This is a genomic window from Sphingobacterium sp. xlx-96 (assembly GCF_011007365.1).
In the GTDB taxonomy this organism is placed as follows: domain Bacteria; phylum Bacteroidota; class Bacteroidia; order Sphingobacteriales; family Sphingobacteriaceae; genus Sphingobacterium; species Sphingobacterium luzhongxinii.
The window spans coordinates 1-26,817 of record NZ_WFKM01000012.1 but is presented as its reverse complement, the minus strand read 5'-3'; the positions used below and the strand labels follow the sequence as shown (position 1 = coordinate 26,817).

Sequence of the window (26,817 nt, the reverse complement as noted above, 5' to 3'; positions counted from 1 at the left end):
TAATGACTATGGAAAATTTAGAAAACAAAAACTTAAAAGAAGGGGAGATGACTAAGGAGATTGAGAATCAAACCGCAAAGATCCCTTCCAAGGTATACTTGTGTACAGCTGTAACAGCTATGGCTGCTTCATTGGCTCTTAAATGTATGGGGCATAAGCACACTTCACTATTTGTTGGTCAATGGGTTGCTCCATTTCTATTGTTTGGCATTTACAACAAAATTGTAAAAACACAGGGACACGATTAATCAAATCAATACTATTGCCAATTGAATACTATATCAGTTGGCAATAGTATAAATGATAAATACCCACTACTAATTGAATAAACTGTTATTTACCAAACTTTAAGATGATACACTTATGAAAAAGATAGAATTCCTGACTATAATACTGTTTGCTTTTAGCTTAAGCGCTTGCACAAATAGAAACGATTCAAACGGCAGCGATACTCAAGAACGTGAACCCGTAAATCAATATAATGCTCCTACAGACACATCAGATAGTGCAACAGATAGCATTATCCCGCCAACGCCAGCCCCTATCGATAATTAATAGGTTCAATAATTATGGCTAATACAGAAGAAAGTAAATATCTATTCGAAATATTCCTGCCTTTAATGGACCAAGGTGGTCTTAAATTTCCAGAAGAATATTTCAGTGAACTGCGTGACACCTTATTCAAAAAATTTGATGGAGTCACCATACATCAGCGGTCACCTTCTACAGGTATGTGGAGTAATCCCGATAAAGGCTATGAGGAAGATAAATTAATTATATATGAAGTGATGGCCTCGGATAGGGAAGACGCCTTCTGGCGCAATCTCAGAGAAGAGTTACGGGAAAAATTTAAGCAAAAAGAGCTTCTTATTCGCTGTTCAAAGATTTTATTGATTTAATTATTCTTAAAAATAAAAAATTTATGAACGTTTTTATAAGACAGCTGTTCTAAAGATAACAACAATTAAAATTTACATTAATAAAAGGAGAAACATTATGAGCGAATTAACTTGGAAAGGACGTTGGAACGAACTTAAAGGAAAAGTCAAACAAAAGTATGCGGATCTCACAGATGATGATCTATTGTACGCTGAAGGTAAAGAGGACGAATTATTGGGAAGACTGCAGAAAAAAACCGGTAAGACCAAAGATGAGGTAGAAAGTTGGTTGAACGATTTATAATGGTTCTTATTGGTTGCAAAAGTCTATTAACAGTATAAGCAGTATACCAATCAGTGGTGCTTCCTAGGAAGCACCACTTTTATTACAAATAATATGCTGTGCTCGCAAACAGTATATTAATCATATGTTTTTTAAAAGGGTAAAAAGTTATGGGGATGGAATTCAAAAAAGTGACGCACGTGCTTTTGAATAAACTAAAGCAAAAAGGCTATAACGCCCTGACATCTAATAACGAGCTTTCGGATCGGCAGATCTATTGGTACCCCGAAGAGGTCGATAATGTAAACCAATATATTGATAAACTAACAAATAGGGGATACCGAGCACCCTTAAATCAACCAATGATTTTATGGATACAAGATGCAATAGATAACCTTAGAGATTATGAACTGGCCGGGGTAGTATTTATAACGGATTAGAGGTTAAAATACTTATTTAGCTGTATTAACTACGCGTTTCATCTTGTTTATTAGCTCATTACGTAAATAATGCCGATTTTTGGTATGTAAAGTAAGTTGCCAAATATTTAATCTTGAAACTGTACTTATGAAGAAGCTAATCTCACCTATACTACATGTGTACATTGACTACACTGTTGTCTTAATTCTTTTAGCAGGCCCGTCCTTATTTATCTATACAGACGGTATTACGGCCAAGTGTGTTAGCCTATTCGTTGCTATATTGTTGGCCCTAGTGAATTTTTTTACGGTGTATGAAGGTGGTATTATCCGTGCGGTACATTTGAAACTACATTTATTGATAGATAAGGTCGTAGGTGTTTTTTTGATCATCTCACCCTGGCTTATTGGCTTTAGTGGACAGACCTTTCTCTTTCATGTTTTTATAGGTATTATATTGCTAGGCTCTGGAATATTGACCAGCCTCAGCACCGATTCCGAGTTTTCCCACAGCTAGAATTTTAGACCTATTTTTGGCCAGTTACTTGTTAATTACCCGGTTGCCGGTGTCAGGAATTCCAATACATTTTCACGCACCTCTATCGTGATAGGGCCTTGCAAGGTAAGCATTAGTTCATCATCTATATGCATATAGGTACCGGTGTAATCAATACTCACGGCGTTAGTTTTAAAGGTTTTAAAGGGAAATGCAGACGTTTTACCTTTCATTATTTTCTTGATATAAGCTGCAAAATCTTCACGTTGATCTTCTTCCACAAGGACTACGTCTAGTAGACCATCGTTCATAGCAGCTTGTGGTGCTAACAGGAGATTAGGACCAATAGAGGGGATGTTCATTATCTCCAATAGTATACATCTGCCTTCGTGTATACCTTTATCTGTTTTCAACCAGTAGTTTTCGGCAGGACTGTCTAAGATGAGTGTATGCAAGGTCTCAAACGCCAGATTTAATTCATCTTTCGCTTTCTCCGTATCGCTTTCCAGGATATTGTCCATCTGTTGGATCAGATGAGGAAACACACCAAAACCTGCACCTTCAAGGAAAAAATCCGTACCGCTTGCATTTTGCAAGACCCCTACGTCAAATGGTTGTCTTATACTCTTTTTCCATTTTTTTATATGGCTTTTATATTTTACTGTGCTATCTATCCCTAGGGCAAAGGCTAGATTATTCGCTGTTCCCATAGGTAGTACTGCCAAAGGAATTTTCTTTTCCAGAAGACTCCTCTTTACAAGTTCTTTGGCCACTCTTCTTACGGTGCCGTCACCGCCTGCAACAATAGCGAAGTCCGCGCGATCCAATTGTTGCGTCCATGTATCATCTTTCTTTACCGAATAATATATACATCCAAATCCTTCCTTTTCAATAGAGCGGATGAGATCTGATTTCAGATGTTCCTCGTCTCCCGCTCCAGGGTTATGTAATAAGATTGATTGCTCCATTTAAAAGGGTTTTTGAATGAACGTTTGAGCCTGCTATTTGTTCTTTACTATATCAAATATTTATAGAAAGCAAATATTCATTGTTCCTTCGCGAACATATACTTTAAAAAACTATGAGAATATTAATCACTAACGACGATGGCATATATAGCCCCGGGATAGCTGCCCTAGCCAAAGTCGCTATGAAGTTTGGGAACGTAAAGATAGTAGCCCCCGATATTGAACAGTCTTCTATGGGACATGCTGTTACACACTCACGCCCGTTGAGCTATAAGAAATCGCCCATAGAGTTTAAAGATATAGAGGCTTACCGGGTCAATGGTACTCCTGCCGATTGTGTAGCCATGGGCATGCATCTGTGGAGCGATGTGGATGTGGTACTTTCCGGTATCAATATGGGGCCAAACCTGGGTAATTCGATGTGGCATTCAGGCACATTGGCTGCTGCCAAGCAAGCCGTCTTGTTCGGCATAAAAGGCATTGCCCTCAGTACGCCCGTCGGGAACACTGAGCCTGACTTTGAAGCATTGGAAGCTTACGTAGACCAAACCCTCAATTTGTTATTACCACCTATCGAATTAGCATTATATAACGTTAATTTTCCTGCTACGCCTACCGGCATTTCCTGGACCCGACAATCGGTACGCCTGTACGATGGTACCATCATACCGGGCACTGATCCACTAGGGCGCAAACATTATTGGTTTACCGTGAAGCCGTTAGAACCCGCAGAGGAGGGTACGGATCGTTGGGCGGTAGAGAATAATCTTGTATCGATTACGCCGTTGCGCCTCGATCTGACGGATGAAACAACCTTGAAAGAAAAACTAGCCCATAGTTAATCAAAAGCTTTGTCCAAACGTCAGTAGGTTATGATCGGGATCGAGCAAGGAAAACTCCCATTGTCCCCATGGCTTTTTCTGCAATGGAGCATTCGGGTGAATTAGAATTTTATTTTCCAAAAGATTACTGTAGAGTGTGTGTATTTCCGTAGTCCGGATATACACCATTCCGTAGTTATCTAGGGGATTAAGCTCCTTAAACTTAAAGAAGTGAATTTCTATATCATCTTTACCTACCATGAGATAGTCGCTATAGTCACCGAGCTCTTCAAAGGCTAGATTATCGAGATAAAACCTTTTCGTCGCTGTTTTGTCCCGCATCGGTAGTTTTGGATGTATTCCTGTCAGCATATGATACTTTAGTTAAATTATTAAATTTTTCTATCCTCAACATCTAATCATTAAATATTGCGATTCTGTCGCTATAGAGACCTCATTCAAATCTAATAAAAAGCAAACAAATCCGACCAACTAAATGATTGTCTTGTTGATAAGTTCTACAATTCAATATTCTCATGAAGACGAATATGTATCTCCATTCTATTGTTTAAAAAAATGTAAAAAATAAAAATCCAAGTAGGAGGAGACTTCGTATATGAGGAGGAAAGACATTTATAAACAATAAAAAGAAAGAGTTATGAACAAGACAATCTCAAATGAATGCCTGAAAGAGGAAATCATTCCCAGAACAGGCGAATCGCTTCAGCGAAGAAATTTTCTTAAGCTAGCAGGAGCAGGGGTAGCTAGTATGGCTTTAATGGGGGTTTACAGTTGCAAACGGGATAATGATACTCCAGACATGAGTGGAAATGGATCTTACATGGGTAGTGGAGATATAGCTATACTCAATTATGCATATGCCTTAGAGCAATTGGAGGCAGCCTTTTATATTGAAGTAGCAAACAAACCATATAATGGGATTTCCGATTGGGAGAAAACGCTGTTTACGGATATTCGAAATCATGAAGTGGCCCATCGTGAGTTTTTCAAAGCAGCATTAGGTAAAGGTGCAATAGCTAATTTAGAATTTAATTTTTCGGGAGTAAATTTCTCATCTAGGGATAGTGTATTGGCAACAGCCAAAGCGTTTGAAGATTTAGGTGTTGCCGCTTACAATGGGGCAGGATGGCTCATTAAAAATGAAGCCTATTTATTATTGGCGGGTAAGATCGTATCAGTAGAAGCAAGACACGCGGCATTGGTAAGGGATCTTATCGATAATGGTACGTTTGCAAATCAAGAAGTAGTCGATAGTAATGGGTTGGACGTCGCGAAGAGTCCTACCGTGGTATTACAGGCAGCGGCACCGTTTATAAAAACAAAGATAGACGCAAAGGATCTTCCTACTTATTAGTCACATTAAAATTTAGTAATCATGAATTTGTTCAACATATTTGATCAAGTAACACAGGTTGACCCTGAGTTCAACGAGCGTGTGAGCCCACGTAGAGCGGCTATCCGTAATATGATGTCCTTTGGTAAGAAGGTTGGTATTGCCGCGATGCCTTTCGTATTAAATGATTTATTCAAGCGTGCGTATGGGCAGACGCCAACGGATGTAAATGGCGTGCTAAATTATGCGTTAACCTTGGAATATTTAGAAGCTGAATATTATACATTAGGCGCTGCTGCATCCAATCTCGTTCCTACGGGCAAGCCTATGGGTGCGATCACAACCATCCGTGATCATGAAATTGCCCATGTTAACTTTTTGAAGCAGGTTCTAGGGAGTAATGCCGTATCTAAACCCACTTTTGATTTTACTGCTGGAGGTACATTTGCGAATGTGTTTTCAAATTATGATACCTTTCTTGCCTTGGCGCAGGCTTTCGAAGATACCGGCGTACGAGCTTACAAGGGACAGGCCGGTATATTAAAAGGCAATAAAGTGGTGCTTACCGCTGCATTGCAGATTCATTCCGTGGAGGCTAGACACGCATCGCATATCCGGCAGATGCGTCGGGCTAGAGGAGGTGCTGCATCGATGCAAAAACCATGGATCACCGGGGCAAATGACTCGGGAATAGGAGCTGTTGTGGATGCTGTCTATGCGGGTGAAGACAATAAGCTACAGGCAGGGGTCGATATCACGGGGTTAAATGGAATTATGGGTAAGTTGTCACTTGATTCGGCTACACAATCTTTTGACGAACCATTAGCTGCGACTGCCGTATTAGATATCGCGAAGTTATTTATAAAAAGTTAGTCTAGTTGTAGTTTTTTTTATCCTTTAAAACCATCTCTATGAGATGGTTTTTTATTATATGCTATATATTACCGATGACATACATTTCGGTCAATGTAGGTGTCGGATTACCACCTTCTTTTTCCAGTGTTATTGCAAAAGCTTGGGCTTGCTCGATATTGCGCATGCGTACCAGTGCTTCAACATTTTGAATAGGTATCACCCCCGCATCTACAGGTACACCGTCAACTATGGCCCAGAGTTGGTACTGTTTGCCCCTTGGCGCTTTAGGTAGGGATGCTGCCGATAGGTATAGTGTAGATTCTTGACTATCCCATAGTACGAGTGCTTTCAGGGAGGGACGCGATTCTACACCGTTTAAAGTAATGGTCTTCATCGTGGGACGACTTATCAAAGCCCATTGTTTTTCAGATTCAACAAGTTTTTGTTCAGTCTCTTGTTGTATGCTCGCCATTTCATCCAGTTTGATGTCCATTTGGCTATTCTGTTGATAGAAATAGATATTACCCATGACACTAAGAGCTAATACAACAGAGGCAGCTACGAAATAGCTTTTAGGGAATGTACTTCCTTGCTTTTCGGAGAGCATTGTTTCCACTGGAACAACATTCTGTCTATCAAAAGAGTCGTCTACCCGAATCGTACTATCTTCCGATTCCTGTATTTTATTCCATATAGATTGTTTTAAATGGGGCTCGGGCTCTATTGCTTGTGTTGTCGCTAGGTCTTCTAATAGCACTTGAGCCTCTTGGATAGCATGCTCGACCTCGGGATGCTTTAGGCGTATGCATTCCAAGACGCTTACCTCTTCTTCAGAAGCAAGGCCCATCACATACGATTCAATGATCCCTGACGATATGTACTCTTTTATATCCACAATTACCTGTACTCCTTTAAAACAAACTTTAATTGCATTAATGCCGCTCTTACTCGAGTCTTTACCGTACCCAAAGGTATCTCAAGCTCTTCTGCTATCTCCTGTTGTGTATAACCTTCGTAATAGGCCATTTTAATAAGTATCCGCCATTCAGGTTTTAATTTATCAATCACCGAACTGATCCCAATATGGCCTAGCTGCTCTTCCAGATCGGTCTTCGCAAAACTAAGTTTTTCTTCACTATTTACGATATCTTGGAGCGATTGGTTTTTTTGATCGTTGCGGATACGCTTAGATTTAATATAATCTATACCTGCGTTGCGAGCTATATTTAACATCCAGGTATACAATCTTCCTTTTTCTCGGTCAAATTGGTAGCCATGAGTCCATATCTTGACAAAGGTGTCCTGTAGCACTTCGTCTGCATAAATCTTGTCTGTGACTACCCGTAATACAACACCATAGAGCGCCCCAGCATAATTGTCATAAAGATAATGAAATGCACGCTGATCCTTCTTTTTCAAAAGGTCAATCAGATCATCTTCAGACAAGTAATTTATTGGACTCAAGGTTTATTGTTTTAACAAAGCTAATAAAAAGAATTGGGAATAAGACATCTATTACGGGTGCGTATTAAATTATTATAGTATATATTTGTACTTGTTTTTGATGGTTTAGTTTTTTTCTACACATGGAATATCTGTTATTTAGAGAGCAACAATTATCCTGCGATGTTGATACGGCTTGGGATTTTTTTTCCAATCCCCATAATTTAACAAATATTACTCCTGGAAACATGCAATTTGAGGTATTATCCAGAGACCTTCAAAAGACGATCTACGAAGGGATGTATATTGATTATAGAGTGGTTCCGATATTCGGAGTGCCTATGCGTTGGAGAACGCTTATCACTCATGTGGATACAAAAAGGAGTTTTGTAGATTTTCAAGAAAGAGGGCCGTATAAAAAATGGGAGCATACGCATCAATTCATTCCCAATAGTGATGGTGTCCTTATGAAAGACAGCGTACGCTATATATTGCCTATGGGTATTTTAGGTCGACTGGTTCATTCGTTATTTGTAAAAAAGAAGTTGAAAGAGATATTTGATTACCGATATCAGGTTTTAGAAGAAGTGTTCAACGGCCGACAATAAGTTTATTAGTATGAATTATAGTTTAATGAAAGATGTTATCGGACTTTTAGAAGAGTTCGAGGAGGGGGCAGTAGAAGGCGGCTATCCCCAAAATATACAAGGTTTTGAACGTTGGATTTCGGATAAGTCCCCTAGCAATGATTTGGAAATAGAACCTCTTTGGATTGGTAAGGAGAAAGGGAGAAGTGCAGAAAGCGTTATCAGTACGATGCTCGTACATATGAACCGTTATGCTAAGAGCTATTCAAAATCAGCGATTGCAGGTTCTGCTTTTTCAACTCAGGAAGAGTTTATTTATTTGATAAACTTGCAAGCTTTCGGTGCGATGAGTAAAATGGAGCTTATAAAGCGAAATATACATGAGAAACCTGTAGGCATGCAGACTATCAATCGTCTGATCAATTTAGGCTTGGTGAGTCAACGGGAATCTAGTACCGACAAACGCAGTAAGGTCGTGATGATTACAGAAGAAGGCATTAAGATATTGAATGATCAGATGGGCCGTATCAGACGAGCCACAAGTATTGTGACAGGCAACTTAACAAATAGAGAGAAAATGGATTTGATTAAGCTTCTAAATAAGCTTAATGACTTCCATCATGCATTATATATGCAAAGCTTAGATAATGATTCATTACTTGATGTCGCCTACCAAACCTATAAAGAAGCACAAATTAAGCCAGCCTAGTGTGCGTGCTGACACTCATCATAAAAGTTCATAAATAAACTATTTAAGTTTATTTATGAACTTTTATTAGCATAATATGATTAATAAAGTATATTTGTATACTAATTTAATCATTTCAATACTATGCTTCCAATATTTCGATTTCCTAAAGTTGCCATTATCGGATCAGGTTTTTCCGGGTTATCAGCAGCCTGTTACCTTTCATCGTTTGGTTATCAGGTAGACGTATTTGAAAAGAATAATTCTTTTGGAGGTCGGGCCCGCCAGTTTAATACGGACGGTGGCTTCCGTTTTGATATGGGGCCGAGCTGGTATTGGATGCCCGATGTGATAGAATCTTTTTTTGCAGATTTTGGATTTTCCACGGCCGACTTTTATGATCTAAAACCCTTAAATCCTCAGTTCGAAATAGTATTTGATGGCGAGAGTATAGACGTCCCGGCAGATATGCAGCAGCTTCGGGCTCTTTTTGAGTCGATTGAATGTGGGGCCGGTAAGCAGTTTGATCGATTCATGGAAGATGCGCAGGAGAAATACGAAATCGCCATGTCCGATTTCATCTATACACCTTCACAATCTTGGATGGAGTTTCTTACACCCCGGATGCTAGCGGCATCTACCCGGTTAAATCTATTGACTTCCTTTCGTACCTATGTCCGTAAATACTTCAAAGATCCGCGCCTGCTAGCATTGATGGAGTTTCCTGTTATTTTTTTGGGAGCTTCTCCCAAAGATATACCCGCTATGTACAGTTTGATGAGTTACGGTGGCTATGGTTTGGGTACTTGGTATCCTCAGGGAGGTTTTAAGTCTGTTGTAGATGCGATGGTTTATATAGCAGAGCAGAAGGGTGTCAAATTTCATCTAGATACTGCAGTAGAGAATATACAGATTAATGATAGTCGGGCTATATCTTTAAATACATCCCAGGGTGGTATTGAAACTTTCGATTATTTAGTTGGTAGTTCTGACTACAAGCACACCGAAAGCCTCTTACCACAAGATTACCGTAATTACAGCGAGCAGTATTGGTCGAAAAAAACACTTGCTCCGTCATGCCTGATTTACTATCTGGGATTCGATGTCAAAATCCCAAATTTGAAACACCACACCCTGTTTTTTGAGCACGATATGGATGCACATCTCAGCACCGTATATGACACAAAGGAGTGGCCTGAAAGTCCTTTGTTTTATGCCTGTTGTCCCTCAAAGACAGATGCAGAAGTCGCCCCTTTAGGCAGCGAAAACCTGTTTTTACTTTTGCCCCTAGCGGTGGGCCTAGAGGATCCTGAAAATATCCGGGAACAGTATCTGGAGATGATGTTATCCCGGCTGGAAAAACACACAGGAGCTATCGGTTTAAAACAGCACCTCGTATATAAGCGGAGTTATTGTGTCAGTGATTTCCAAAAAGACTATAACGCATTCAACGGCAATGCTTATGGACTTGCTAATACACTAAAACAGACCGCTGTTTTAAAGCCAAGCATCCGTAATAAGAAAGTGAAAAATATTTTTTATACCGGTCAATTGACTGTACCAGGTCCCGGCGTACCACCTTCTATTATTTCAGGGAAGATTGTAGCCCGTGAGATCCAAAAGCAAAACCTATAAATTATGAAGAAAATTTTTGACGACTTATCTTCTCAGGTGAGCAAGATAACTACCGAAAGATATAGCACTAGCTTTTCTTTAGGCATATTAGCACTGGATGCTTCTATACGACCAGCGATTTATGCGATATACGGTTATGTGCGTTTAGCCGATGAGATCGTAGATAGTTTTCATGGCTACGATAAGAAGCTGCTCTTGCAACGGTTGATAACAGATACGGATTACGCGCTCAAAGAGAAGATTTCACTCAATCCGATTTTGAATGCTTTTCAAGCCTCTGTGCATCATTACAGCATAGATAGGGCTCTCGTCGACCGATTCTTGGCCAGCATGGCTATGGATCTAGAGCCCATGTCTTACAATGATCAACGTTATAAAGATTACATAGTAGGGTCAGCAGAAGTGGTAGGTCTTATGTGTCTTCAGGTTTTTGTAAAGGGAAATCAACAACATTATGAGGAGCTGATGCCGTATGCGATGAGACTTGGGGCTGCATTTCAAAAGATAAATTTCCTACGTGATATGCGCGACGATTATTTCACTTTGGGACGAATCTACTTTCCCAATTTAGAGATGGATAAATTTGATGATTGTGTAAAAGCAAGCATTGAATCCGATATCAAGAATGATTTTGCGGTAGCTTTGGTAGGTATAAAAAAATTGCCTTCCTGTGCTCGGTTTGGGGTCTATCTGGCTTATAGATATTATTGGTCCCTCTTTAATAAGATCCACAAAATGTCTGCTTCTGATATAATGTCCAAGCGAGTGCGTATTCCTAATGGTTATAAATTGTCTATCATGATGGAAAGCTATTTTAAATATAAAGCGGCGGTCTTATGATGTATTTAGCAGTTGTCATTGGTGTCTTTATACTTATGGAAGGATTTACATGGTGCGTACACAAGTATGTCATGCATGGCTTTTTATGGTGCTGGCACAAGGATCACCATAATCCCGAGCACGATAAAAAATTGGAACGAAACGATTACTTTTTTGTCGTCTTCGCGATACCCGCCATTTGGTTGCTTTATATAGGCAGCAGGTCTGAGTTCGGTCTCCTGTTTTTTATTGGCTTAGGTATTGCAATTTACGGTATGGCCTATTTTTTTGTACATGATATTTTTATTCACCAGCGTTTAAAAATTTTTAAACACACCGATAGTCCCTACCTCAAGGCCATTCGCAGGGCTCATAAGCAGCATCATAAACACCGCACCAAAGAACAAGGGGAGTGCTTTGGTTTTCTATGGGTTCCCCTTTATTATTTCAGAATGTATTTTAAAAAATAGGTATATGGAAAGATTCACCTACCTGGCAGTAGAGTTTTTTGCTATTATTATCTGCTTCTTCTTCTCATTTCATCCCAAAATCAGATTTAGCCGTTATTTTTGGACATATCTGAAGGCCAGCATAGTGGTCGCCTTACCCTTTTTAATTTGGGACGCCTGGTTTACAGATAGAGGGGTCTGGTGGTTTAATGATAGGTATATAGTGGGATTTAGAGTATTCGATTTGCCCATAGAAGAGATCCTGTTTTTCATCACTATTCCATTCAGCTGTGTATTTACTTATTTTTGCCTTACCAAGTTTTTTAATCTCCGCTGGTCCGATCGCATTACCTCTATTTTCGTCATTTCAGCGGCATTCGTGCTGGTAGTCTTGACTATTCTATCGATAGGCAAGATCTATCCATTTCTGACTTGTCTGGTTACCACACTATCTATAGTGTATTTACATTATATTGCTCGTTTCCGATTTTTTTCACAAGCGACCACTGTGTACGGTATATTATTGATTGGCTTCTTTTTGGTCAATGGTGTGCTTACAGGTACGGGCTTAGAAGAAGCTGTTGTAAATTATAACTCCGATGATTTTTGGAACTTTCGTATCGGTACAGTACCTGTAGAGGATGCTGTATACGGTTATACAATGATATTATGGAATGTGTACTTTTTCCATAGGTTCAAGAACGATGATAAAGAAATAGAATAAAAATACTTATGGAAAGAAATACCGTATTACTCGTTAATGAACGTGATGAGGAACTCATAGAAATGGATAAGCTCGATGCACATCGCCAAGGCTTGTTACACCGTGCGTTTTCCATTTTTGTTTTTAACAGTATGGGGCAGTTGTTGTTGCAGCAGCGTGCACCGCACAAATACCATGGAGGTAGTTTATGGACCAATACCTGTTGTTCGCACCCACAGTTGGGAGAGCGGGTTGTCGACAGTGCTTTAGAGAGACTAGCGTTTGAAATGGGATTTTCCACAGATCTAGAACAGATCTATTCTTTTATTTACCATTCCCCAGTTGAAAATGGTTTAGTAGAGCACGAGCTTGATCATGTGCTGGTTGGTTTTAGTGATACAATACCACGGCCCAATCCAGATGAGGTAAATGACTTCAAATGGATGGATACCGACGAAATCGAGATTTGGATGCAAAGCCGACCTCAGGATTTCACCGTCTGGTTTAAAGAGGCATTTCCTGTTTTGATGAAAACTTTGACAAAAGAACTCTAATTATTCATCATCGATTATAAGCCCACCGATTACAGTATCTCCTTTAATAGATCGCAGGTAGCCTTCATACGCGATGTTTAATCCTTTATATACTGCGTCTTGGTACTCATCTCCCGATCCATAAGTACCGAGGACAATCTTATTATCATAATCTTCACCTATTATCGCAAGTATACAATGATTGCTATTTGGTAAGAATAGGCCTACACCAAGGGTGTGTTCGCCATATTTTACAAACCAGGTTTCCTCCAATTGCTCTTCTACAGTTTTGGGAATGGAATTAACCTTTTCTAAATCCTCTAATTCAATGCTATCAAAGTTCATACGTTATGTTTTTGTTATGTACTCCAAGGACGTTTGAGATCGAACTTGGTTCATCACCGGATAGATTAATTTTTAAGTACAACCAGAACTTTATGGTTCAGTAACTGTTATATAGCTATTGAACCATTTTAAACGTTGTAATTATGATAGGATTTGTAAAACTACGCATCTCCATATTGCAGGAACTTAAAGCTATGGGGTTTAACATTCTTCGTTCTTCCTCTCAGACAGACGACCTTAACCCGAATTGGATTCCCGGAAGAGTTAGTCAGGAAGTATTGTATTCCGGATCTTCGAAGGTCTTACTCATCGATCAGGTGCTGCGTAGTCACAGTGATAGAGATTTGACAGGCCAGGTCTTCTATGTGTATGCTGAGGAGATATCTTCCTGAACAAGGCAGATCCTGGAGTGAGGATGTAGAAAACTTGGTACAAATCAAATAGGATTTATTAGATATATTTAGCTATTTTAGTAAAGCAATAGCTGCAACTCTACCTATGAATAATAAAACCGTGATGCTCTTCGACGACGATGCCCAGATTTTGGACGTATGTACTATGGTGCTTGAATTTTCAGGGTACGAGGTTATTACCTCTGCTACCGTAGAAAATATTGTCGAACAAGTGGTGGCCGCCGGACCAGACGTAATTCTGATGGACAATTGGATTCCTGACATAGGAGGGGTGCGTGCTACTCAACTCATAAAGCAGGATGAAAATATAAGACATATACCTGTGATCTACATCTCCGCAAATAGTAATGTTGAAGACTTGGCCCGAGAAGCAGGAGCTGAACGTTATTTGGCCAAGCCATTCGATATAGAACAATTAGAAAGAGCCGTACAAGAGTCTATACAGTAGTTTAGGTCCATATCGGTTTAAGTTATTTGTTCGATATCAAAATAGAATCTCGATCCATGTCCCTCCTTACTCTCGAGATGAATACTGCTTCCGTGGCTTTTGAGGATTTCGGCAACCAGGTATAATCCGATGCCGAATCCCGATATCGTGTGGGTGTTAGCTCGGTCTATCCGTGCGAATTTTTTGAACAGTTTCTTTTGATCTTCGCTTCGTATTCCTATACCTTGATCTATAACCGATACAGTCACCATTTCAGCATTCGGCTTGCATTCTATTGTTATACTACCTCCAGCCGGCGAGTACTTGATCGCGTTACTTAAGAGGTTTACAAGCACTTGCTCAAGCTTACTCGGATCTGCCAATACCTTTAGCCCTTCACAGCTCTCTATGGTTATAGTATGCTTGGTGGTTACGACTTTGGTATCTTCTACCACTTCGTATACCAGTTTGCCTAGATCCAGCTCTTCTTTGCGGATATCGATCTTTCCTTCCTCGATTTTGGAGAGGCTCAGATAGTCTTGGACCATTAATATAATTTTCTTGGCTAGTGCCTCGATCTTTAATCCGATATTCCAGGCCTTATTATTTTCATCATTCTTAAATCCTTTTAACAGGACCTGCGTGTACAGTAGGATCGAGGTAAGTGGTGTTTTGATCTCGTGGCTGACCATGGTCACGAAGTCATGCTTGCGCTTTTCTTCCTGTTTTTTTTCAGTAATATCACGGGCTATTTTTGAAATACCAATAATATTACCATCCATATCTTTTATGGGGGAGATAGTAAGTGATACATCTATCAATCGCCCAGATTTTGTTAAGCGTTTCGTTTCAAAGAATTCCATGCGCCCTCCCGATCGTAATGTAGCAAGTATAGCCGCCTCTTCCTCTTTTTTATCATCGGGTACGATCGCATATATAGATGTACCTATCATCTCTTGCGCGCTAAAACCAAATATACGTTCTGCTGCTTCATTCCAGGAGTTTATGGTTCCGTTCAGTGTTTTTCCTACAATCGCGTCGTTAGAAGAACGTATTATCGCTACCAACAGCTCATCATTTTCGTGCGCGGCTACCATTTCAGTTACGTCAAGTACCGTTCCTATTACTCTTGGGAAGCCCGCTTCGACAGGATGAATGCTTCCTTGCACACGTACAATACGCGGAGAACCGTCTTGTTTATGGATATTTTGTGTGGAGTCAAAATATCCTTCCTTACCATCCTCCGATAGCTCTATTTTGTTTTTTTTAAGGGACTTGTAATCATTTGGAAAGAGCTGGCTTAAAAATGTGGTCTCGTCGATTACAGCATTTATTTCTAATCCCAGTATTTTACGACCTTCATCCGATAGATAGATATCATTGCTGTTGGCATCCCAATACCAGGTACCCATTTTTGTAGCCTCTATGGCCAGTCTCAGCTTGGTTTCATTTTCTTCCAATTGTTGGAGTAGGGTATTTCTAGATCGTTCTTCCCTTACACTAGCGGTGACATCTCTTGTAAAGCAGCAAGAATGAATAAACTGCCCATCCTTGATAACTCCATTTGCACTTATTAAGACGTGTTTTATCGATCCGTCTTTGCACTTTAAGTCTGCTGGATAGTCTTTGACCGTTTCGCTACTCTTTAGACTGACTAGGATATCCAATATTCTGTTCTTGTCCCCGTAGTAGTCCAGGATGGATGAGCCTATATATTCCTCTTTACTATATCCCATTAAATCCAATTCGGCAGCATTTGCCCATAGGATGATACCATTGTCATCGATCCAATGTATAGGTAAGGTTGCTTTTTCTAAACTATCACTTAATTCCGTAACCTTTTCTTTCCATCGATTATTCTCTGCTCGGAGCTTTTCTATTTCGCTTTTCAGCGAATGTGCGTTTTTCATAGTATAAATAGGTATCTGCTAAAGCTAGCACATGAATATAAGAAATATCACGATCTATACCAACTCTACTATGCAATTACTTTCTGGGGACACCTTTGCATCGTTAATTATTATTTGGTACATATATCGATTTCCGGTTTAGCGGGCAGGTTTTTACGCGTTTGATAACGTTATATTCACGAGGGGAGAAAAAAAATGTTAAAGGCAACAGGTAGATATCCTTATAATTTGACTTTTTAACAATGGCACCGTTTATATTGTAGTGCCATTGCATAATCATCTTAGGATCGAATCTCTCTTCGCATGAAAAGAGCATAGGATACGGCGAATAGAAGTAACGTAAATGCGATCAGACCGCTCAATTGAGGCCATACCAGCATTAAACTATTTCTTAGCGATATACTACTTGGTATAGCTCCGACCATTTGTTCCATAGATACTGGGCCCAAACTTCTGACCATCGGCATTAGAAGAGTCGTAGAAGCATCCACATAGAGTTGACTTGGAGATACCCGAAGAATATTTAGGATTACCTCATTATAATAAGCTATTTTATCTGCAGAAAGATAATTTGGATCTGGAATAAAAGCTTTTATCGCAATATTGATAACCACTTGAAAAAATACCGTGAAGAATAGCCATATACCTATTGCTGTCAATGCCGAGGTGGCAGGTTGCCTGAAGCGAATGGATAACAGGACTGCAATACTAAGCCAAAAACCTACGTATAGCACAGTCATCCCGTTAAAAGCTAGTATACGGACGACTTCCTGCCATTCGATAGGGATACCACTGATGCACATAGCATAACCCACAATTAGAAAAGTCAGTGCGAAGAATAGTATAGCGACAATCATTAAGGGGGCTAGAAATTTGGCTAAGATAAGATTGTCTCTATACAGCGGCTGAGCCATTAGACGTATTAATGATCCATTATTGTTTTCCGAGTTGACTGCATCGAATCCCAGGCTAATGCCTAATATAGGTGCAAGGAAGCTGAGGAATATATGAAATGCAGGAATGGACTCATCTGTCAATGTCAATAGCTTGAGGTAGAAAAATGAAGTACTGCTGTTATCTGTGGCTACAAATGCAGATTTAATATTGCTTAATGAGGAATACATTGATGCGATAAATGTCAATACAATCAATGTTAACAATATGATGAATCTCCAGCTTCTGATATGCTCGGCTACTTCTTTGCGCAACAAGACACGCAGGGGAGATCGGACTTCGTTACCCCCGTTGTTTTCTGAAAAACGTCTTTTTAAAGACTCCTTTAGATTTTTCATTACTAACACTTAGATTTTTTTCGTTTTTGAAATATTCGAGATAGATTTCATCCAATCCATAAGTTTTCTGTTGGACACCGACTAAATCATATCCCTTTTGAACTACATATCGCACCATCTCAGCGGTCTGGTCATGGGTAGACATTATTTCCAGTTCGTTTCCGTGTACAATTACCTCCTGCACACCATATAGAGCTTGCATGTCCTTTTCCAATTGACCTGATATAAGGCGGTCGCTTGGGAATCGTAGGACGGTGAGGTATCCGTTTTTATTAAATAATTGTTTTGATAAGCTGGGGATATCGCCATTTGCCAACAGCTTACCATCAACAAATATTCCAACACGATCGCAGATCTGCTGTACATGATGGAGGTGGTGCGAGGATAGAAGCACGGTCAACTGTTGTTCTTCGTTCAGTTTTTTGATGAGAGCAAGAAAGTCCTTCACACCGCTCGGATCAATACCGAGCGTAGGTTCGTCCAGGATAATCACTTCAGGCTTTTTGATCAACACATCAGCGAGTCCTAAGCGCTGCTTCATGCCTCTGGAAAATGTAGCAGTTTTTTGGTGCATATTGTTTTTCAGTCCAACGATATCCAGCAATTCGATAGCCTTTATTTCGGCTTCATTTTCAGAAAGACCGTTTAGCCTACCGATAAAAGAAAGATTCTCGAGCGCAGTCATATGTCCATAAAATCCTAAGTTATCGGGTAAGTATCCGACTTTCTGTTTTACGGCAATAGGGTTACGTGTAGCATCATGCCCACATACATGCGCTTGTCCCGATGTAGGTTCGCTAAGCCCCAGCAGCATAAGGATTGTTGTCGTCTTGCCAGCTCCATTTGGCCCCAAAAGGCCATATATTTCACCCTTATTTATATCAAGGGAAAGGGTGTCTACAGCAATTTTATTTTTATAATGCTTGGATAACCCTCTTAGCTTTATAATAGGATTATTCATATCTGTTCGATTTTCAATTGTTTTTAACCAGCTTACCGCCTACCGTATTTTCGAATCAATATATAAATAAAGCCAATAGCCAGAATGATCAATAACATGCCTAGCCAACCCGTCAGGAGCGAAGTTTTGATCTCCATCCGGTATGTCAAAGAAGATTCGAGGTTACTGTTTTTAGCCGATACATTGACCATATAATCACCGGCTATGGTCTTGTCTGGAACTTTAATGTTGACTTTTACATCCTTTGTCTTACCAGGTTCGAGTTTGTCTATTTTATCTATTTCGAAGCTCGATTCCCATTTCGAAGGCAATTGTGTCGTCAGTTCAATATTTTCCAAGGGCATGGATCCTGTGTTTTTTATCGTAAGGAATAACTCTTTCTTACTTCCAGTTGTCGTATTACCACTTAGCACCTGGTTTTGCGTAGAGATTTCCATTTTATATGTGCCTTTTATAACAGATTCTAGCTTGACCACCGCGGTATCACCTTGATTTATAGCTCTAACTGGGATGATATGTTTTTTTATATCCGCAGTATACGATGGTGTTATTTCTATACTAATCTCTTTACTGGTATTTGGCTCTACGTTGACTGACGTTACCTGCATACCTTCGGTTTTGTAGGCAACAGACCATCCTGGCGGCAAGTTAGATTGTAGCTCATATATCTTTTCCTGTCCACTTGGGTTAGTGATAGAGCCATTATATCGGAATACCTCTGTAGAAGGGGCCTCCAAATTGATCAATCTCACTTTAAAATTTGAACTTAATGCATTTTTGGCTTCCTGAGCCGCTACATTTTGAACTGCGAGTGATGCAGAGATACATGCGAGAATTAAAGTTTTTGATAAGATTCTCGACTTCAGATGTTCGGTAAAAATGAATCCTTTAAACATGATGTAATAACTAACAATTATATATTAATAGCTTTTAGAAAATGTCTTGAATAAAATTGTACCTTTTTAGGTCTAGAATCCAAAAATAGCTTTTGTAGATATTTGCGTCAAGTATAATTTTAAAAAACTAGCTCCTCTTACTTTTTATAATAAATATTTTTGCCCCGTCCTGTAGCGGCTCAAATCAAAATAAAATAGGCATTTTGTGTTTTGTTTTAAATCCAACGGCGACTAACGACGTATTGAAGTGACTTATCCCCCCTATAAATAAATTCGCAGTTGCTTGGCGGTTGTCAATTTTAAAGGTATTTCTCGGTGCTATCCCGTTTGGAATAGCGCCATTTACTGCTTATTTATAGTTCGCAGCGCTTTTTTTATAATATATTTTGTTTCATTTGTCCCGGTTTCCTCTTCCCATTGCATGCAAAGTTGCCGTACAAACTCAGGCTGTGTTTTACTTGCGTCATTGAGCCAATTACCTACGCTATCTTGTACGTATTTTGATGTATCTGATTTTAAGGGTCCTAATATGGATAGGCCTAATTCGGGATTTTGTTTTAATTCTTCAATATGTTCACACCATACACCACGTGGTCTCGTTGCTTCGGTGGTAAATCTTCTTATATTTTCATCCTGATGTGATGTCCATTCGGAAAGTATCTTAATACTTTGGGTTAGGTTTTGAGAGATTTTAGCCCTTACTGTTAGCCAACAAATTTCCCTTACTCCAAAATGCTTATCGGCCGAAAAAGGTCGAATTTGTTGGAGTGTTTCTGTAATATTCAGTTTATCATTTTTGCCAATGGTATAGGTCGCCCAACAGCGAACCAAATCAGCTTTGTGGTGCGATAATACAGTTAAGAAATCACTATCATCGTATCGGACTGTTAGCTCAAAAATTCCTGTTCTGATAGCTTCATTTACTGTATTTACAGTTTGCTTTTTCAGTTGGTCAATTTTGTTGAGAATAGGTTTTAAATAATCTGTCCTTTGATTTTCTGAGAGTAAATTTTTCAATAATAGCCTTTGGTCAACAGCTAACCACTCTATGAGGTTAGCTGTTTCAATTTTTCCACAGTTAAGCTGTGTCAATATTTCTGCTGGAATATCCTTGGTGCTTCTAGCTCCTTTTCTTCTTACTTCGTTCATAATTGTGCTATCAGTTCTTCTATATTTACCCTGTTCATATAGTCGCTGTCCACAAATTTATAGTTAACGTTGCCATTTGTATCTATTACAAAAACCGCAGGAAAAGGTAATTCGTTATTATCATTCTCGTTATATGCTGCCAGTTCTATACCCAAACTGCTATATGCTGGAATTACATAGTTTTGAAGTTCAAACGCAATACCAAGCTGTTTAGCCAAGGCATTGTTTTTGTCTGTCAATAATTCAAAATCTAAATTGTGATTGCTTTTAAGTTCTTCGCTATAGTCAGGCGTTTGAGGCGAAATAGCAACAAGCGTTGCATTTCTATCTGTAATCTGTTTCAGGTTGTCCTGCAAGGCTCTTAATTCAAGATTGCAATAAGGGCACCAGTTGCCCCGAAAAAAAGCTATTATCACTTTTCCGTTTTCTAAAAGTTCTTTTAGCGCTATTTTCTTATCATTCGTATTTGGCAGACTAAAATCAGGAAATTTATCGCCTAGATGGAAACTGCCATCTTCAATATTTCTACCTTTCAAATCTTGAATAGATTTACCGAATACTTCTAAAATTTCCGTTGGGAGTTGATTCGCTAAATTTTCATTTAGTTCGTTAATCTGTTGTTCCAGTTTTTTCATATCTAATTTTATATTTTTGCAAAGTTTTGAAAGAAAAATCAGAACCACAATACCGCATATTATTGTCCCAATGGGATAAAAAAGTCAATTTTATGAAAGCGCCCACCATAATATTGGGGAAGCTCTCATAATCCAATAAAAAAATAATGCCACTGATGAAAACAAAGGAACGAGCGATAGAAGAAAAAATATGTCCATTGGAATTTGCTGTAAACGCTATCAGCGGAAAATGGAAAATTCCAATCGTATGGCGTATTAATGAGGGTGAAAAACGTCCAAGTGAAATGTTAAGAGGTATTGCCAAAGTGGATAGACGCGTTTTAAATCAGCATTTAAAAGAACTGGAACAGGACGGAATTTTAAGCAAGAAAATCTTTAATGAGCTTCCACCTCGTGTTGAATATTCACTTACAGCACTTGGTGAAAAATTAGTAGATGTACTTTGGGAATTAAATGATTGGGGTAAAGAGCTATTGATTGCTAAAGATCACTATTAGGGGGCTTCAACTTTTTCTAGTTTTGTAGCTTTATTTTGGCCACGCATCTCCATTCAATTAATCTTTAATTCTTCTCCATTGGGTTAATGTGTGGTTTTAATCGACTGCTACGCAAATAAATCCTACACTATTCTCCAGTTCGATTATTCATGGAGACTCACCATAATCTGCTCTTAATTACCCTGTTATTTTACACTTACACCAAGCGTCCCAAAGCAACAGCTCTGCCGCGTGCCGTCAATTGAATGTTGCAATACGGATCATACGAATTGGGTTGATCCTTTTCTTCGGATGTATAAATGTAACACATAGCAAAGAGCGACTTTAGCGCTTGGTGGAATCCAGCTATAGATTCTAATTCCCATATTGATTTTTTAAGGTAAATCCGTTGGAGGATTTCCATTTGCAAATTTGAAGTTTCCATAGGTATATGTTTTCAACAAATGGGCTTCAAGAAAATAGCGAGTTATGATTTAGTGCTATTCTGATTTATTACCACCGATAGGGTGCCTGTTATCCAGATGAGAGTACTAATATAACGATAAAAGAGGAGTTTTGTTTCATTTAAGTTGTAGAGCGTGTTATAGCTTTGCACAATTGAACTAAAATCTCCATTTAATGTTCTATACCAGAACAAATATCCTTTTTAGATATATATTCCCAGGAAGGGGGCTCTGTATAAACTATTGAATGAAGTTAGAATTTAATGTATGGTTGAGGCTGTAAAAAATGGGGAGAAAATATGGAATTAAATAGGGACCAAGACATCCTTCGCAACACTATAGATAGCTCTTTGGATATGATTCAAGTGTTCAGGGCTGTACGTAATGATAATGATGAAATAGTGGATTTCATATGGGTGTTAAATAATAAAACTTCAGAAAAAAAGTATGGTGATGTTATTGGCAAAAGCCTACTTACTTTAAATCCTGGAGTGGTAGAAACGGGCATTTTTGAAACTTTCAAAAAGGTGGTGGAAACAGGTCTGCCTGACGAGAGTATTCGTCACTATGTCCATGAACAATTTAACGGGTGGTTTCAACAGTCATCAGTCAAACAGGGAGATGGAGTAGCGACCACCACACGAGATATCACTGCATACAAAAAAGGCATAGAAATGAGAATATCTGCTGCGCGTGCTGCTGAAAGAAGGATTCGTAAATTAGAAGCAGAGCAGCAACGCGAGATTTTCAGGGTATCGCTGAGCACTTTGGAAGAAGAAAGGAAGCAGATTTCTGAGCGACTTCACAACGGTATCGGCCAAATCCTTTATGGAATTAAAATCAGTATGTCGACGCTTAATTACGATTTAAATGAAAGTGAATTCAAAGAAGCAAAAGCATATACGGACAAGCTCTTAAAGGAGGTTATTGAGGAGACACGTCGAATTTCCAATGAACTTACGCCCCTCAACTTCGAACAGTTCGGACTTAAAAGTGCGATTGAAGACATTTGTGTAGAATTTTCAGGTAGCACCAAATTCAATTGTGAAATTAAAGGCCCGTACAAAAAAATAGAGAAATATTTACAGCTTGCGGTATATCGCACGGTTCAGGAATTAATGACCAATGTTGTACGGCATGCCTATGCATCACATTGTAAAATCAATATTGAAGTTAGTCCCGAAGAGATTTTAATCGCCATACGCGATGATGGACGTGGAATAAATATTTCGCAAATGGAGAAGGGCAGCATTGGATTAGCAAGCATCCTCAGCAAGATCAAACTATTAAATGGGAATGTTCACATTAGTTCACCGCCTAGCGGTGGGACTGTCGTGAATGTTACGATTCCAAGAAGTTAAAATATAAGTTTCTAAACAGAGTGATAGGCTAATTTTCTCCCTAAGAATCGTCTTTTCATCCTTTTTGATTGGACAAAAATACTGCGTCCTTGTGTGTAACGACTCAAGGACGCAGCACGATTTTTATTGTACATTTTTTAAGGAAATATGCTTCTCTAGTTTTACCGATTCCATTTTTGTGGAGTCATTCAATACCCCTTTGAACCAATCGTCAGACTTTTCTGTTCCCGATTTTTGCATAAGTAATTTACCTAGTTCTATTACATCGCTATTGGCCATCCGGACCGAACCGTGCGATTCGGCATTACCCAGAGATTGGATGTCTTTTGTGCCATGAATAGTATACGGCATTTGGTATACGATACGTGCCCGACCCATAGGGTTACCTTCCTCTCCCGGTTTTTTATAGTTTTCGGATTTTGCCCATTCGCTTTCTGGTGGAGTCCAGTCCGGGTTCCAGTCAATCTGATGAATCTGAAAATCACCCTCAGGAGTAGGATGTCCATCTTTTCCCACTGCTATAGGATATTTTTTAAGGGTATCGGTACCTTCCAGTACATAAAGTTGTCGCTGCGAGATGCTAATTAGAACATGCGTGCTGTCCTTTTCCGCTTGTTTTTCCTGTTTGTCATCGTTTTTAGAAGGTCTTTCCCCGCATGAAGTACTAAACAGTACGGCCGTGATAATAGATAATTTGCTAATCGTTTTAATCATAGTACAAGATCATTGTTCCCACTCATTGTTACAAAAAGCAAACCAAAATTGTATTACCTGTTTATAGAATTATGAGAAATTTTCAACTTTATTAAGCTTCGACCGTTGTATATTAAAACACTTAATTATAATAATGATTGGATTTGTAAAACTAAGTATTCCCATATTACACGAACTCCGAGATTTGGGCTTCAATATCCTGCGGTCGGCGTCAGAAGTTGGACATCCAGATCCAAGCTGGGTACCAGACCGCGTAAATTTGGATATTTATATAGATCCTTACAATAATAAAATGTATCATAACAGGATGCCTTTCTTAAAGAAACACGTATTATTTATAGAGGATGCAATAATCAATAATGATCACGAAAATTTAAAAGGACACGTGTTTTATGTTTATAAGGATAAAGAGTGACAGACGCGCACTTTACGCCAAATTCATCACCTTCCTTGGATACCTCTCCGCATAGTTGATGATCAACTGTACCATATAGTGATTTCCGGCATAGCGGGTCAGGTTGTCACGTACATCATCGATGTCGCTGAGCTGACACCCGCTATCGATGTAGCCCATGCCGTAGAAATTGCCTTTTTCAATAAATACACAGCTTTTCTCATTGCCATCGCGCCCCTTATCAAATAGCGCAAATGTAGGGCGGCAACGTTGCAGTTCCTCGAGAGCCGACTCCACCAGCGCATTATGTTCATCTACAGGAGGTAGGTGCGCCACGATGGCCGTCTGTGCGATATCCTGACGGGAGAGCTTCGTATTGGTGAACGAACATAGGCGCGTATCTATACCGTACCTATCCACCAGTCCCGAGAGCAACTTCACAGCATCATATTCGCGGTTCACCATCATATAGCAGGTGTGGAATTTAGAGAGTTTACCTACGGCTAGGCGTCTGTAGCCTGCCATATCCTCGTACACAAACAGTCCAAACTTCGGTTCATACTTCTTCAGCGCACGATTATGTGCAGGCCATAACCTTTTTATCTCCGCACATTCGAGCAGGAGCGCCATGAGCTCCGTAGCACATATTTCCGAAGATATCGCATATATCTCCTTCATAAAGTTCTGCCTTTGCGGATTGATATTGTGTCCAGAGAAGTGCTGTCCCACCCGTTTCTTAATATTTAGCGCCTTGCCCACATAGATGACCTTACCTTTCAGGTCATGAAAGTAGTATACCCCTGGTCGTTCCGGCAATGCTTCAAACTGATCGGCGGGGAGATTAGGGGGGAGGCGTTGATCTTTCGATGACTTTTTAATCATTCCTGCGATTACTCCGTCTTCATCCCATTCCAGTAAGCGGCTGAATAGAATTGCCGTAGCCTCACAATCACCACCTGCACGGTGTCTGTTCAGGATAGGTATGTCCAGATCGTCGCAGAGGTAGCCGAGGCTGTAGGAGCGGTGGCCGGGCTTTATCTTGCGTGCCATGCGAACCGTGCAGAGCTTCTTTGCAGCCCATTTGATACCACATTCGGCCAGCTGATGTTTGATAAAAGAGTAATCAAAGTTCACATTATGCGCCACAAAGATCCGACCTTCCAGCATTTCAAACACACGCTTAGCAATATCACCAAAGACAGGTGCATGCCGAACCATCTCGTTGTCTATGCCTGTGAGGGCAAATATGGCAAGCGGAATATTCTTTTCCGGGTTGATCAGCGAATCGAAGGATTCAATCACTTCCTTACCATTGTGTATGCGGATCGCGATCTCCGTCATACGGCTACCTCGGGCATTCCCGCCCGTAGTTTCAATATCTACAATTGCGTATTCCAAATTCATCATTATTAAACACTTCTCGGATCAGGTTTCAGTGGCATCTTGCCACATCGGGTCACCTCGATGGCAGGGCATCCAAATTCGACGACCACCTTACCCTCGATCAGGTATAGGCCATTGCCCCGCAAGGGGTATTGGGCCAGCGAAGGAGGGAAGTGTACCGTAAAAAAAAAATCCCCCGCTGCATCGAGGAAAGTGCCGAATTTCATCAGCTTCTCGCTTTTCGTACGTACATACTTTTCGACCACAAAATCCCCCACCATACGGATCATTTTTCCTTCCTGCTTCATCAGATCCGCAGCCTTGGCGTCCCCTTTATAATCACTCCGAGCCAGATCAAATAGCGAACCCGACACCCCAAAACCGATCAGTTCTATTTCATCATAATAGTCCTCCAGTACCGAGCTTTGCAACTTCGGTAGTACCGGTTTACGGCTCGCCATTTCAAAGAGTAGTGGTACCGTTTCCGCCCGCTTATCCTTTGACAGCAGGAGATGCACTTCCCATAGCAGTTCCTTTTTGCCCAGTCCCATAAAGCGGAAAGCCCCCGTTCGGATAAGGATAATCAGCTGCTCCAGTTTGGCTCCCGTACGCAGTACAAAGTTTTCCAGACTCGTATATTCCCCATTGGCCATTCGTTCGGCCGGGATACGCAGCGCCAGCTTATCATTCAGATTCAGCAGCGCGTCAAATCCCAGAAAGATGTCATCCCCATAGATCGTTGCCGCAAATACCGACCTGTTCACACAAGGCAGGTTCACTCGGGCACCTGCACGCTTAGCTTCATTGACATACACCTTGCGGTTGTAGAAGCCCCCATAGTTGTTCAGCACCGCCACCATAAACTCCTTAGGGTAGTACGTCTTCAGAAACAGACTCTGATAGCTTTCCACCGCGAAGGAAGCCGAGTGCGCCTTGTTGAAAGAGTACCCTGCAAAGCTCTCCATCTGCCGCCATATCTCCCTGCTCGCACTTTCGGGGTAGCCCTGCTTGCGGCAATGTTCGAAAAATTTACTTTCGATTTCCAGCAGATGCTCCTTGCTGCGGT

Annotated in this window: 37 protein-coding genes and 1 pseudogene; 21 read left to right on the top strand and 17 right to left on the bottom strand. The window is 40.0% G+C overall.

All coding sequences use genetic code 11. From position 1 onward, the window contains the following. Positions 1-8 precede the first annotated feature (8 nt). From G7B20_RS15290 to G7B20_RS15265, 6 genes are all read left to right on the top strand, one after another. Positions 9-248, top strand: a complete 240-nt coding sequence (locus G7B20_RS15290) for a hypothetical protein (RefSeq protein ID WP_164112294.1) — start codon at positions 9-11, stop codon at positions 246-248. 115 nt (positions 249-363) lie between these two features. Next, positions 364-555: a hypothetical protein gene (locus G7B20_RS15285; protein WP_164112293.1), complete on the top strand. Its 192-nt coding sequence runs from the start codon at positions 364-366 to the stop codon at positions 553-555. Between the two features lie 14 nt (positions 556-569). Further along, positions 570-899 carry a hypothetical protein gene (locus G7B20_RS15280; RefSeq protein WP_164112292.1) on the top strand — a complete coding sequence of 110 codons (330 nt, stop codon included), beginning with the start codon at positions 570-572 and terminating at the stop codon, positions 897-899. A gap of 97 nt (positions 900-996) precedes the next feature. After that, positions 997-1,182, top strand: a complete 186-nt coding sequence (locus tag G7B20_RS15275) for a CsbD family protein (RefSeq protein WP_079640579.1) — start codon at positions 997-999, stop codon at positions 1,180-1,182. Positions 1,183-1,337: 155 nt separating this feature from the next. Further along, positions 1,338-1,601, top strand: coding sequence for a hypothetical protein (locus tag G7B20_RS15270; RefSeq protein ID WP_164112291.1), 264 nt, complete (start codon positions 1,338-1,340; stop codon positions 1,599-1,601). A gap of 127 nt (positions 1,602-1,728) precedes the next feature. After that, positions 1,729-2,097, top strand: a complete 369-nt coding sequence (locus tag G7B20_RS15265) for an SPW repeat protein (protein WP_164112290.1) — start codon at positions 1,729-1,731, stop codon at positions 2,095-2,097. Between the two features lie 35 nt (positions 2,098-2,132). Here the strand turns inward: G7B20_RS15265 and G7B20_RS15260 are convergent, their stop codons facing one another. Next, positions 2,133-3,044 (bottom strand): diacylglycerol/lipid kinase family protein, encoded by a 912-nt coding sequence (locus G7B20_RS15260; RefSeq protein ID WP_164112289.1) that lies wholly within the window; start codon positions 3,042-3,044, stop codon positions 2,133-2,135. 113 nt (positions 3,045-3,157) lie between these two features. Here G7B20_RS15260 and surE point away from each other — a divergent pair, with 113 nt between their 5' ends. Beyond that, positions 3,158-3,886, top strand: coding sequence for a 5'/3'-nucleotidase SurE (surE, locus tag G7B20_RS15255; RefSeq protein ID WP_164112288.1), 729 nt, complete (start codon positions 3,158-3,160; stop codon positions 3,884-3,886). Here surE and G7B20_RS15250 read toward each other — a convergent pair whose 3' ends face one another. Next, positions 3,887-4,237: a bleomycin resistance protein gene (locus tag G7B20_RS15250; protein ID WP_164112287.1), complete on the bottom strand. Its 351-nt coding sequence runs from the start codon at positions 4,235-4,237 to the stop codon at positions 3,887-3,889. 286 nt (positions 4,238-4,523) lie between these two features. On the opposite strand from G7B20_RS15250, the gene G7B20_RS15245 reads away from it, so the two are divergent. Together G7B20_RS15245 and G7B20_RS15240 are read left to right on the top strand one after the other, a co-directional pair. Beyond that, a complete protein-coding gene (locus G7B20_RS15245; RefSeq protein WP_164112286.1) occupies positions 4,524-5,240 on the top strand; it encodes a ferritin-like domain-containing protein in 717 nt (238 codons plus the stop codon). 21 nt (positions 5,241-5,261) lie between these two features. Continuing rightward, complete coding sequence (locus tag G7B20_RS15240; protein ID WP_164112285.1) at positions 5,262-6,092, top strand: ferritin-like domain-containing protein; 831 nt, start codon at positions 5,262-5,264, stop codon at positions 6,090-6,092. A 61-nt stretch (positions 6,093-6,153) separates the two neighbouring features. Here the strand turns inward: G7B20_RS15240 and G7B20_RS15235 are convergent, their stop codons facing one another. Together G7B20_RS15235 and G7B20_RS15230 are read right to left on the bottom strand one after the other, a co-directional pair. Further along, positions 6,154-6,969, bottom strand: coding sequence for an anti-sigma factor domain-containing protein (locus G7B20_RS15235; protein WP_240466022.1), 816 nt, complete (start codon positions 6,967-6,969; stop codon positions 6,154-6,156). A gap of 2 nt (positions 6,970-6,971) precedes the next feature. Further along, positions 6,972-7,538 carry an RNA polymerase sigma factor gene (locus tag G7B20_RS15230; protein WP_164112284.1) on the bottom strand — a complete coding sequence of 189 codons (567 nt, stop codon included), beginning with the start codon at positions 7,536-7,538 and terminating at the stop codon, positions 6,972-6,974. A gap of 122 nt (positions 7,539-7,660) precedes the next feature. Here G7B20_RS15230 and G7B20_RS15225 point away from each other — a divergent pair, with 122 nt between their 5' ends. The 7 genes from G7B20_RS15225 (at position 7,661) to idi (ending at position 12,952) form a co-directional block, all read left to right on the top strand. After that, positions 7,661-8,125, top strand: a complete 465-nt coding sequence (locus tag G7B20_RS15225) for an SRPBCC family protein (protein WP_164112283.1) — start codon at positions 7,661-7,663, stop codon at positions 8,123-8,125. Between the two features lie 10 nt (positions 8,126-8,135). Then, positions 8,136-8,813: a MarR family winged helix-turn-helix transcriptional regulator gene (locus G7B20_RS15220; protein WP_164112282.1), complete on the top strand. Its 678-nt coding sequence runs from the start codon at positions 8,136-8,138 to the stop codon at positions 8,811-8,813. A gap of 123 nt (positions 8,814-8,936) precedes the next feature. Continuing rightward, positions 8,937-10,427 (top strand): phytoene desaturase family protein, encoded by a 1,491-nt coding sequence (locus G7B20_RS15215; protein WP_164112281.1) that lies wholly within the window; start codon positions 8,937-8,939, stop codon positions 10,425-10,427. Between the two features lie 3 nt (positions 10,428-10,430). Further along, a complete protein-coding gene (locus G7B20_RS15210; RefSeq protein WP_164112280.1) occupies positions 10,431-11,267 on the top strand; it encodes a phytoene/squalene synthase family protein in 837 nt (278 codons plus the stop codon). Beyond that, positions 11,264-11,716 carry a sterol desaturase family protein gene (locus tag G7B20_RS15205; RefSeq protein WP_240466021.1) on the top strand — a complete coding sequence of 151 codons (453 nt, stop codon included), beginning with the start codon at positions 11,264-11,266 and terminating at the stop codon, positions 11,714-11,716. Before G7B20_RS15210 ends, G7B20_RS15205 begins: the two co-directional genes overlap by 4 nt. 4 nt (positions 11,717-11,720) lie before the next feature. Then, positions 11,721-12,419, top strand: a complete 699-nt coding sequence (locus tag G7B20_RS15200; RefSeq protein ID WP_164112279.1) for a lycopene cyclase domain-containing protein — start codon at positions 11,721-11,723, stop codon at positions 12,417-12,419. Between the two features lie 8 nt (positions 12,420-12,427). Further along, positions 12,428-12,952, top strand: a complete 525-nt coding sequence (gene idi / locus G7B20_RS15195) for an isopentenyl-diphosphate Delta-isomerase (protein WP_164112278.1) — start codon at positions 12,428-12,430, stop codon at positions 12,950-12,952. On the opposite strand, the gene G7B20_RS15190 is transcribed toward idi, so the two are convergent. Further along, positions 12,953-13,276 (bottom strand): hypothetical protein, encoded by a 324-nt coding sequence (locus tag G7B20_RS15190; RefSeq protein ID WP_164112277.1) that lies wholly within the window; start codon positions 13,274-13,276, stop codon positions 12,953-12,955. 143 nt (positions 13,277-13,419) lie between these two features. Here G7B20_RS15190 and G7B20_RS15185 point away from each other — a divergent pair, with 143 nt between their 5' ends. Then, positions 13,420-13,668 carry a hypothetical protein gene (locus tag G7B20_RS15185; RefSeq protein WP_164112276.1) on the top strand — a complete coding sequence of 83 codons (249 nt, stop codon included), beginning with the start codon at positions 13,420-13,422 and terminating at the stop codon, positions 13,666-13,668. Positions 13,669-13,774: 106 nt separating this feature from the next. Further along, a complete protein-coding gene (locus G7B20_RS15180; RefSeq protein ID WP_164112275.1) occupies positions 13,775-14,137 on the top strand; it encodes a response regulator in 363 nt (120 codons plus the stop codon). Between the two features lie 17 nt (positions 14,138-14,154). On the opposite strand, the gene G7B20_RS15175 is transcribed toward G7B20_RS15180, so the two are convergent. The 6 genes from G7B20_RS15175 to G7B20_RS15150 all read right to left on the bottom strand — a co-directional run bounded on the left by G7B20_RS15175 (position 14,155) and on the right by G7B20_RS15150 (position 20,959). After that, on the bottom strand, positions 14,155-16,026 hold the full coding sequence (locus G7B20_RS15175; protein ID WP_164112274.1) for a PAS domain S-box protein: 1,872 nt from the start codon (positions 16,024-16,026) through the stop codon (positions 14,155-14,157). 281 nt (positions 16,027-16,307) lie between these two features. Next, the gene (locus tag G7B20_RS15170; RefSeq protein ID WP_164112273.1) at positions 16,308-17,318 is read right to left on the bottom strand and encodes an ABC transporter permease subunit; all 1,011 of its coding nucleotides are present in this window, start codon (positions 17,316-17,318) and stop codon (positions 16,308-16,310) included. Continuing rightward, a complete protein-coding gene (locus G7B20_RS15165; protein WP_164112272.1) occupies positions 17,263-18,279 on the bottom strand; it encodes an ABC transporter ATP-binding protein in 1,017 nt (338 codons plus the stop codon). Before G7B20_RS15165 ends, G7B20_RS15170 begins: the two co-directional genes overlap by 56 nt. Before the next feature lie 32 nt (positions 18,280-18,311). Continuing rightward, positions 18,312-19,175 carry an NEW3 domain-containing protein gene (locus tag G7B20_RS15160; protein ID WP_164112271.1) on the bottom strand — a complete coding sequence of 288 codons (864 nt, stop codon included), beginning with the start codon at positions 19,173-19,175 and terminating at the stop codon, positions 18,312-18,314. A gap of 342 nt (positions 19,176-19,517) precedes the next feature. Continuing rightward, complete coding sequence (locus tag G7B20_RS15155; RefSeq protein ID WP_164112270.1) at positions 19,518-20,324, bottom strand: DNA alkylation repair protein; 807 nt, start codon at positions 20,322-20,324, stop codon at positions 19,518-19,520. Continuing rightward, positions 20,321-20,959: a peroxiredoxin-like family protein gene (locus G7B20_RS15150; protein ID WP_164112269.1), complete on the bottom strand. Its 639-nt coding sequence runs from the start codon at positions 20,957-20,959 to the stop codon at positions 20,321-20,323. Before G7B20_RS15150 ends, G7B20_RS15155 begins: the two co-directional genes overlap by 4 nt. Positions 20,960-21,114: 155 nt before the next feature. On the opposite strand from G7B20_RS15150, the gene G7B20_RS15145 reads away from it, so the two are divergent. Then, on the top strand, positions 21,115-21,456 hold the full coding sequence (locus tag G7B20_RS15145) for a winged helix-turn-helix transcriptional regulator (RefSeq protein WP_164112268.1): 342 nt from the start codon (positions 21,115-21,117) through the stop codon (positions 21,454-21,456). A gap of 196 nt (positions 21,457-21,652) precedes the next feature. Here the strand turns inward: G7B20_RS15145 and G7B20_RS15140 are convergent, their stop codons facing one another. After that, on the bottom strand, positions 21,653-21,880 hold the full coding sequence (locus G7B20_RS15140; RefSeq protein WP_164112267.1) for a hypothetical protein: 228 nt from the start codon (positions 21,878-21,880) through the stop codon (positions 21,653-21,655). Between the two features lie 318 nt (positions 21,881-22,198). Here G7B20_RS15140 and G7B20_RS15135 point away from each other — a divergent pair, with 318 nt between their 5' ends. Next, a complete protein-coding gene (locus G7B20_RS15135; RefSeq protein ID WP_164112266.1) occupies positions 22,199-23,260 on the top strand; it encodes a sensor histidine kinase in 1,062 nt (353 codons plus the stop codon). Positions 23,261-23,383: 123 nt separating this feature from the next. On the opposite strand, the gene G7B20_RS15130 is transcribed toward G7B20_RS15135, so the two are convergent. Then, entirely contained in the window at positions 23,384-23,974 is a 591-nt protein-coding gene (locus G7B20_RS15130; protein WP_164112265.1) for a L,D-transpeptidase, read from the bottom strand. 133 nt (positions 23,975-24,107) lie between these two features. On the opposite strand from G7B20_RS15130, the gene G7B20_RS15125 reads away from it, so the two are divergent. After that, positions 24,108-24,389 (top strand): hypothetical protein, encoded by a 282-nt coding sequence (locus G7B20_RS15125; RefSeq protein WP_164112264.1) that lies wholly within the window; start codon positions 24,108-24,110, stop codon positions 24,387-24,389. A gap of 12 nt (positions 24,390-24,401) precedes the next feature. Here the strand turns inward: G7B20_RS15125 and G7B20_RS19525 are convergent, their stop codons facing one another. The 4 genes and pseudogenes from G7B20_RS19525 to G7B20_RS15110 form a co-directional block, all read right to left on the bottom strand. Further along, positions 24,402-25,250, bottom strand: a complete 849-nt coding sequence (locus G7B20_RS19525) for a nucleotide excision repair endonuclease (RefSeq protein ID WP_240466027.1) — start codon at positions 25,248-25,250, stop codon at positions 24,402-24,404. Between the two features lie 87 nt (positions 25,251-25,337). Next, positions 25,338-25,709 (bottom strand): annotated as a pseudogene (locus G7B20_RS19520) (PolC-type DNA polymerase III); the annotation flags it as partial. 68 nt (positions 25,710-25,777) lie between these two features. Then, positions 25,778-26,602 (bottom strand): hypothetical protein, encoded by an 825-nt coding sequence (locus tag G7B20_RS15115; RefSeq protein ID WP_164112262.1) that lies wholly within the window; start codon positions 26,600-26,602, stop codon positions 25,778-25,780. Positions 26,603-26,618: 16 nt separating this feature from the next. Further along, positions 26,619-26,768: a hypothetical protein gene (locus G7B20_RS15110; protein WP_164112261.1), complete on the bottom strand. Its 150-nt coding sequence runs from the start codon at positions 26,766-26,768 to the stop codon at positions 26,619-26,621. Between the last annotated feature and the right edge of the window lie 49 nt (positions 26,769-26,817).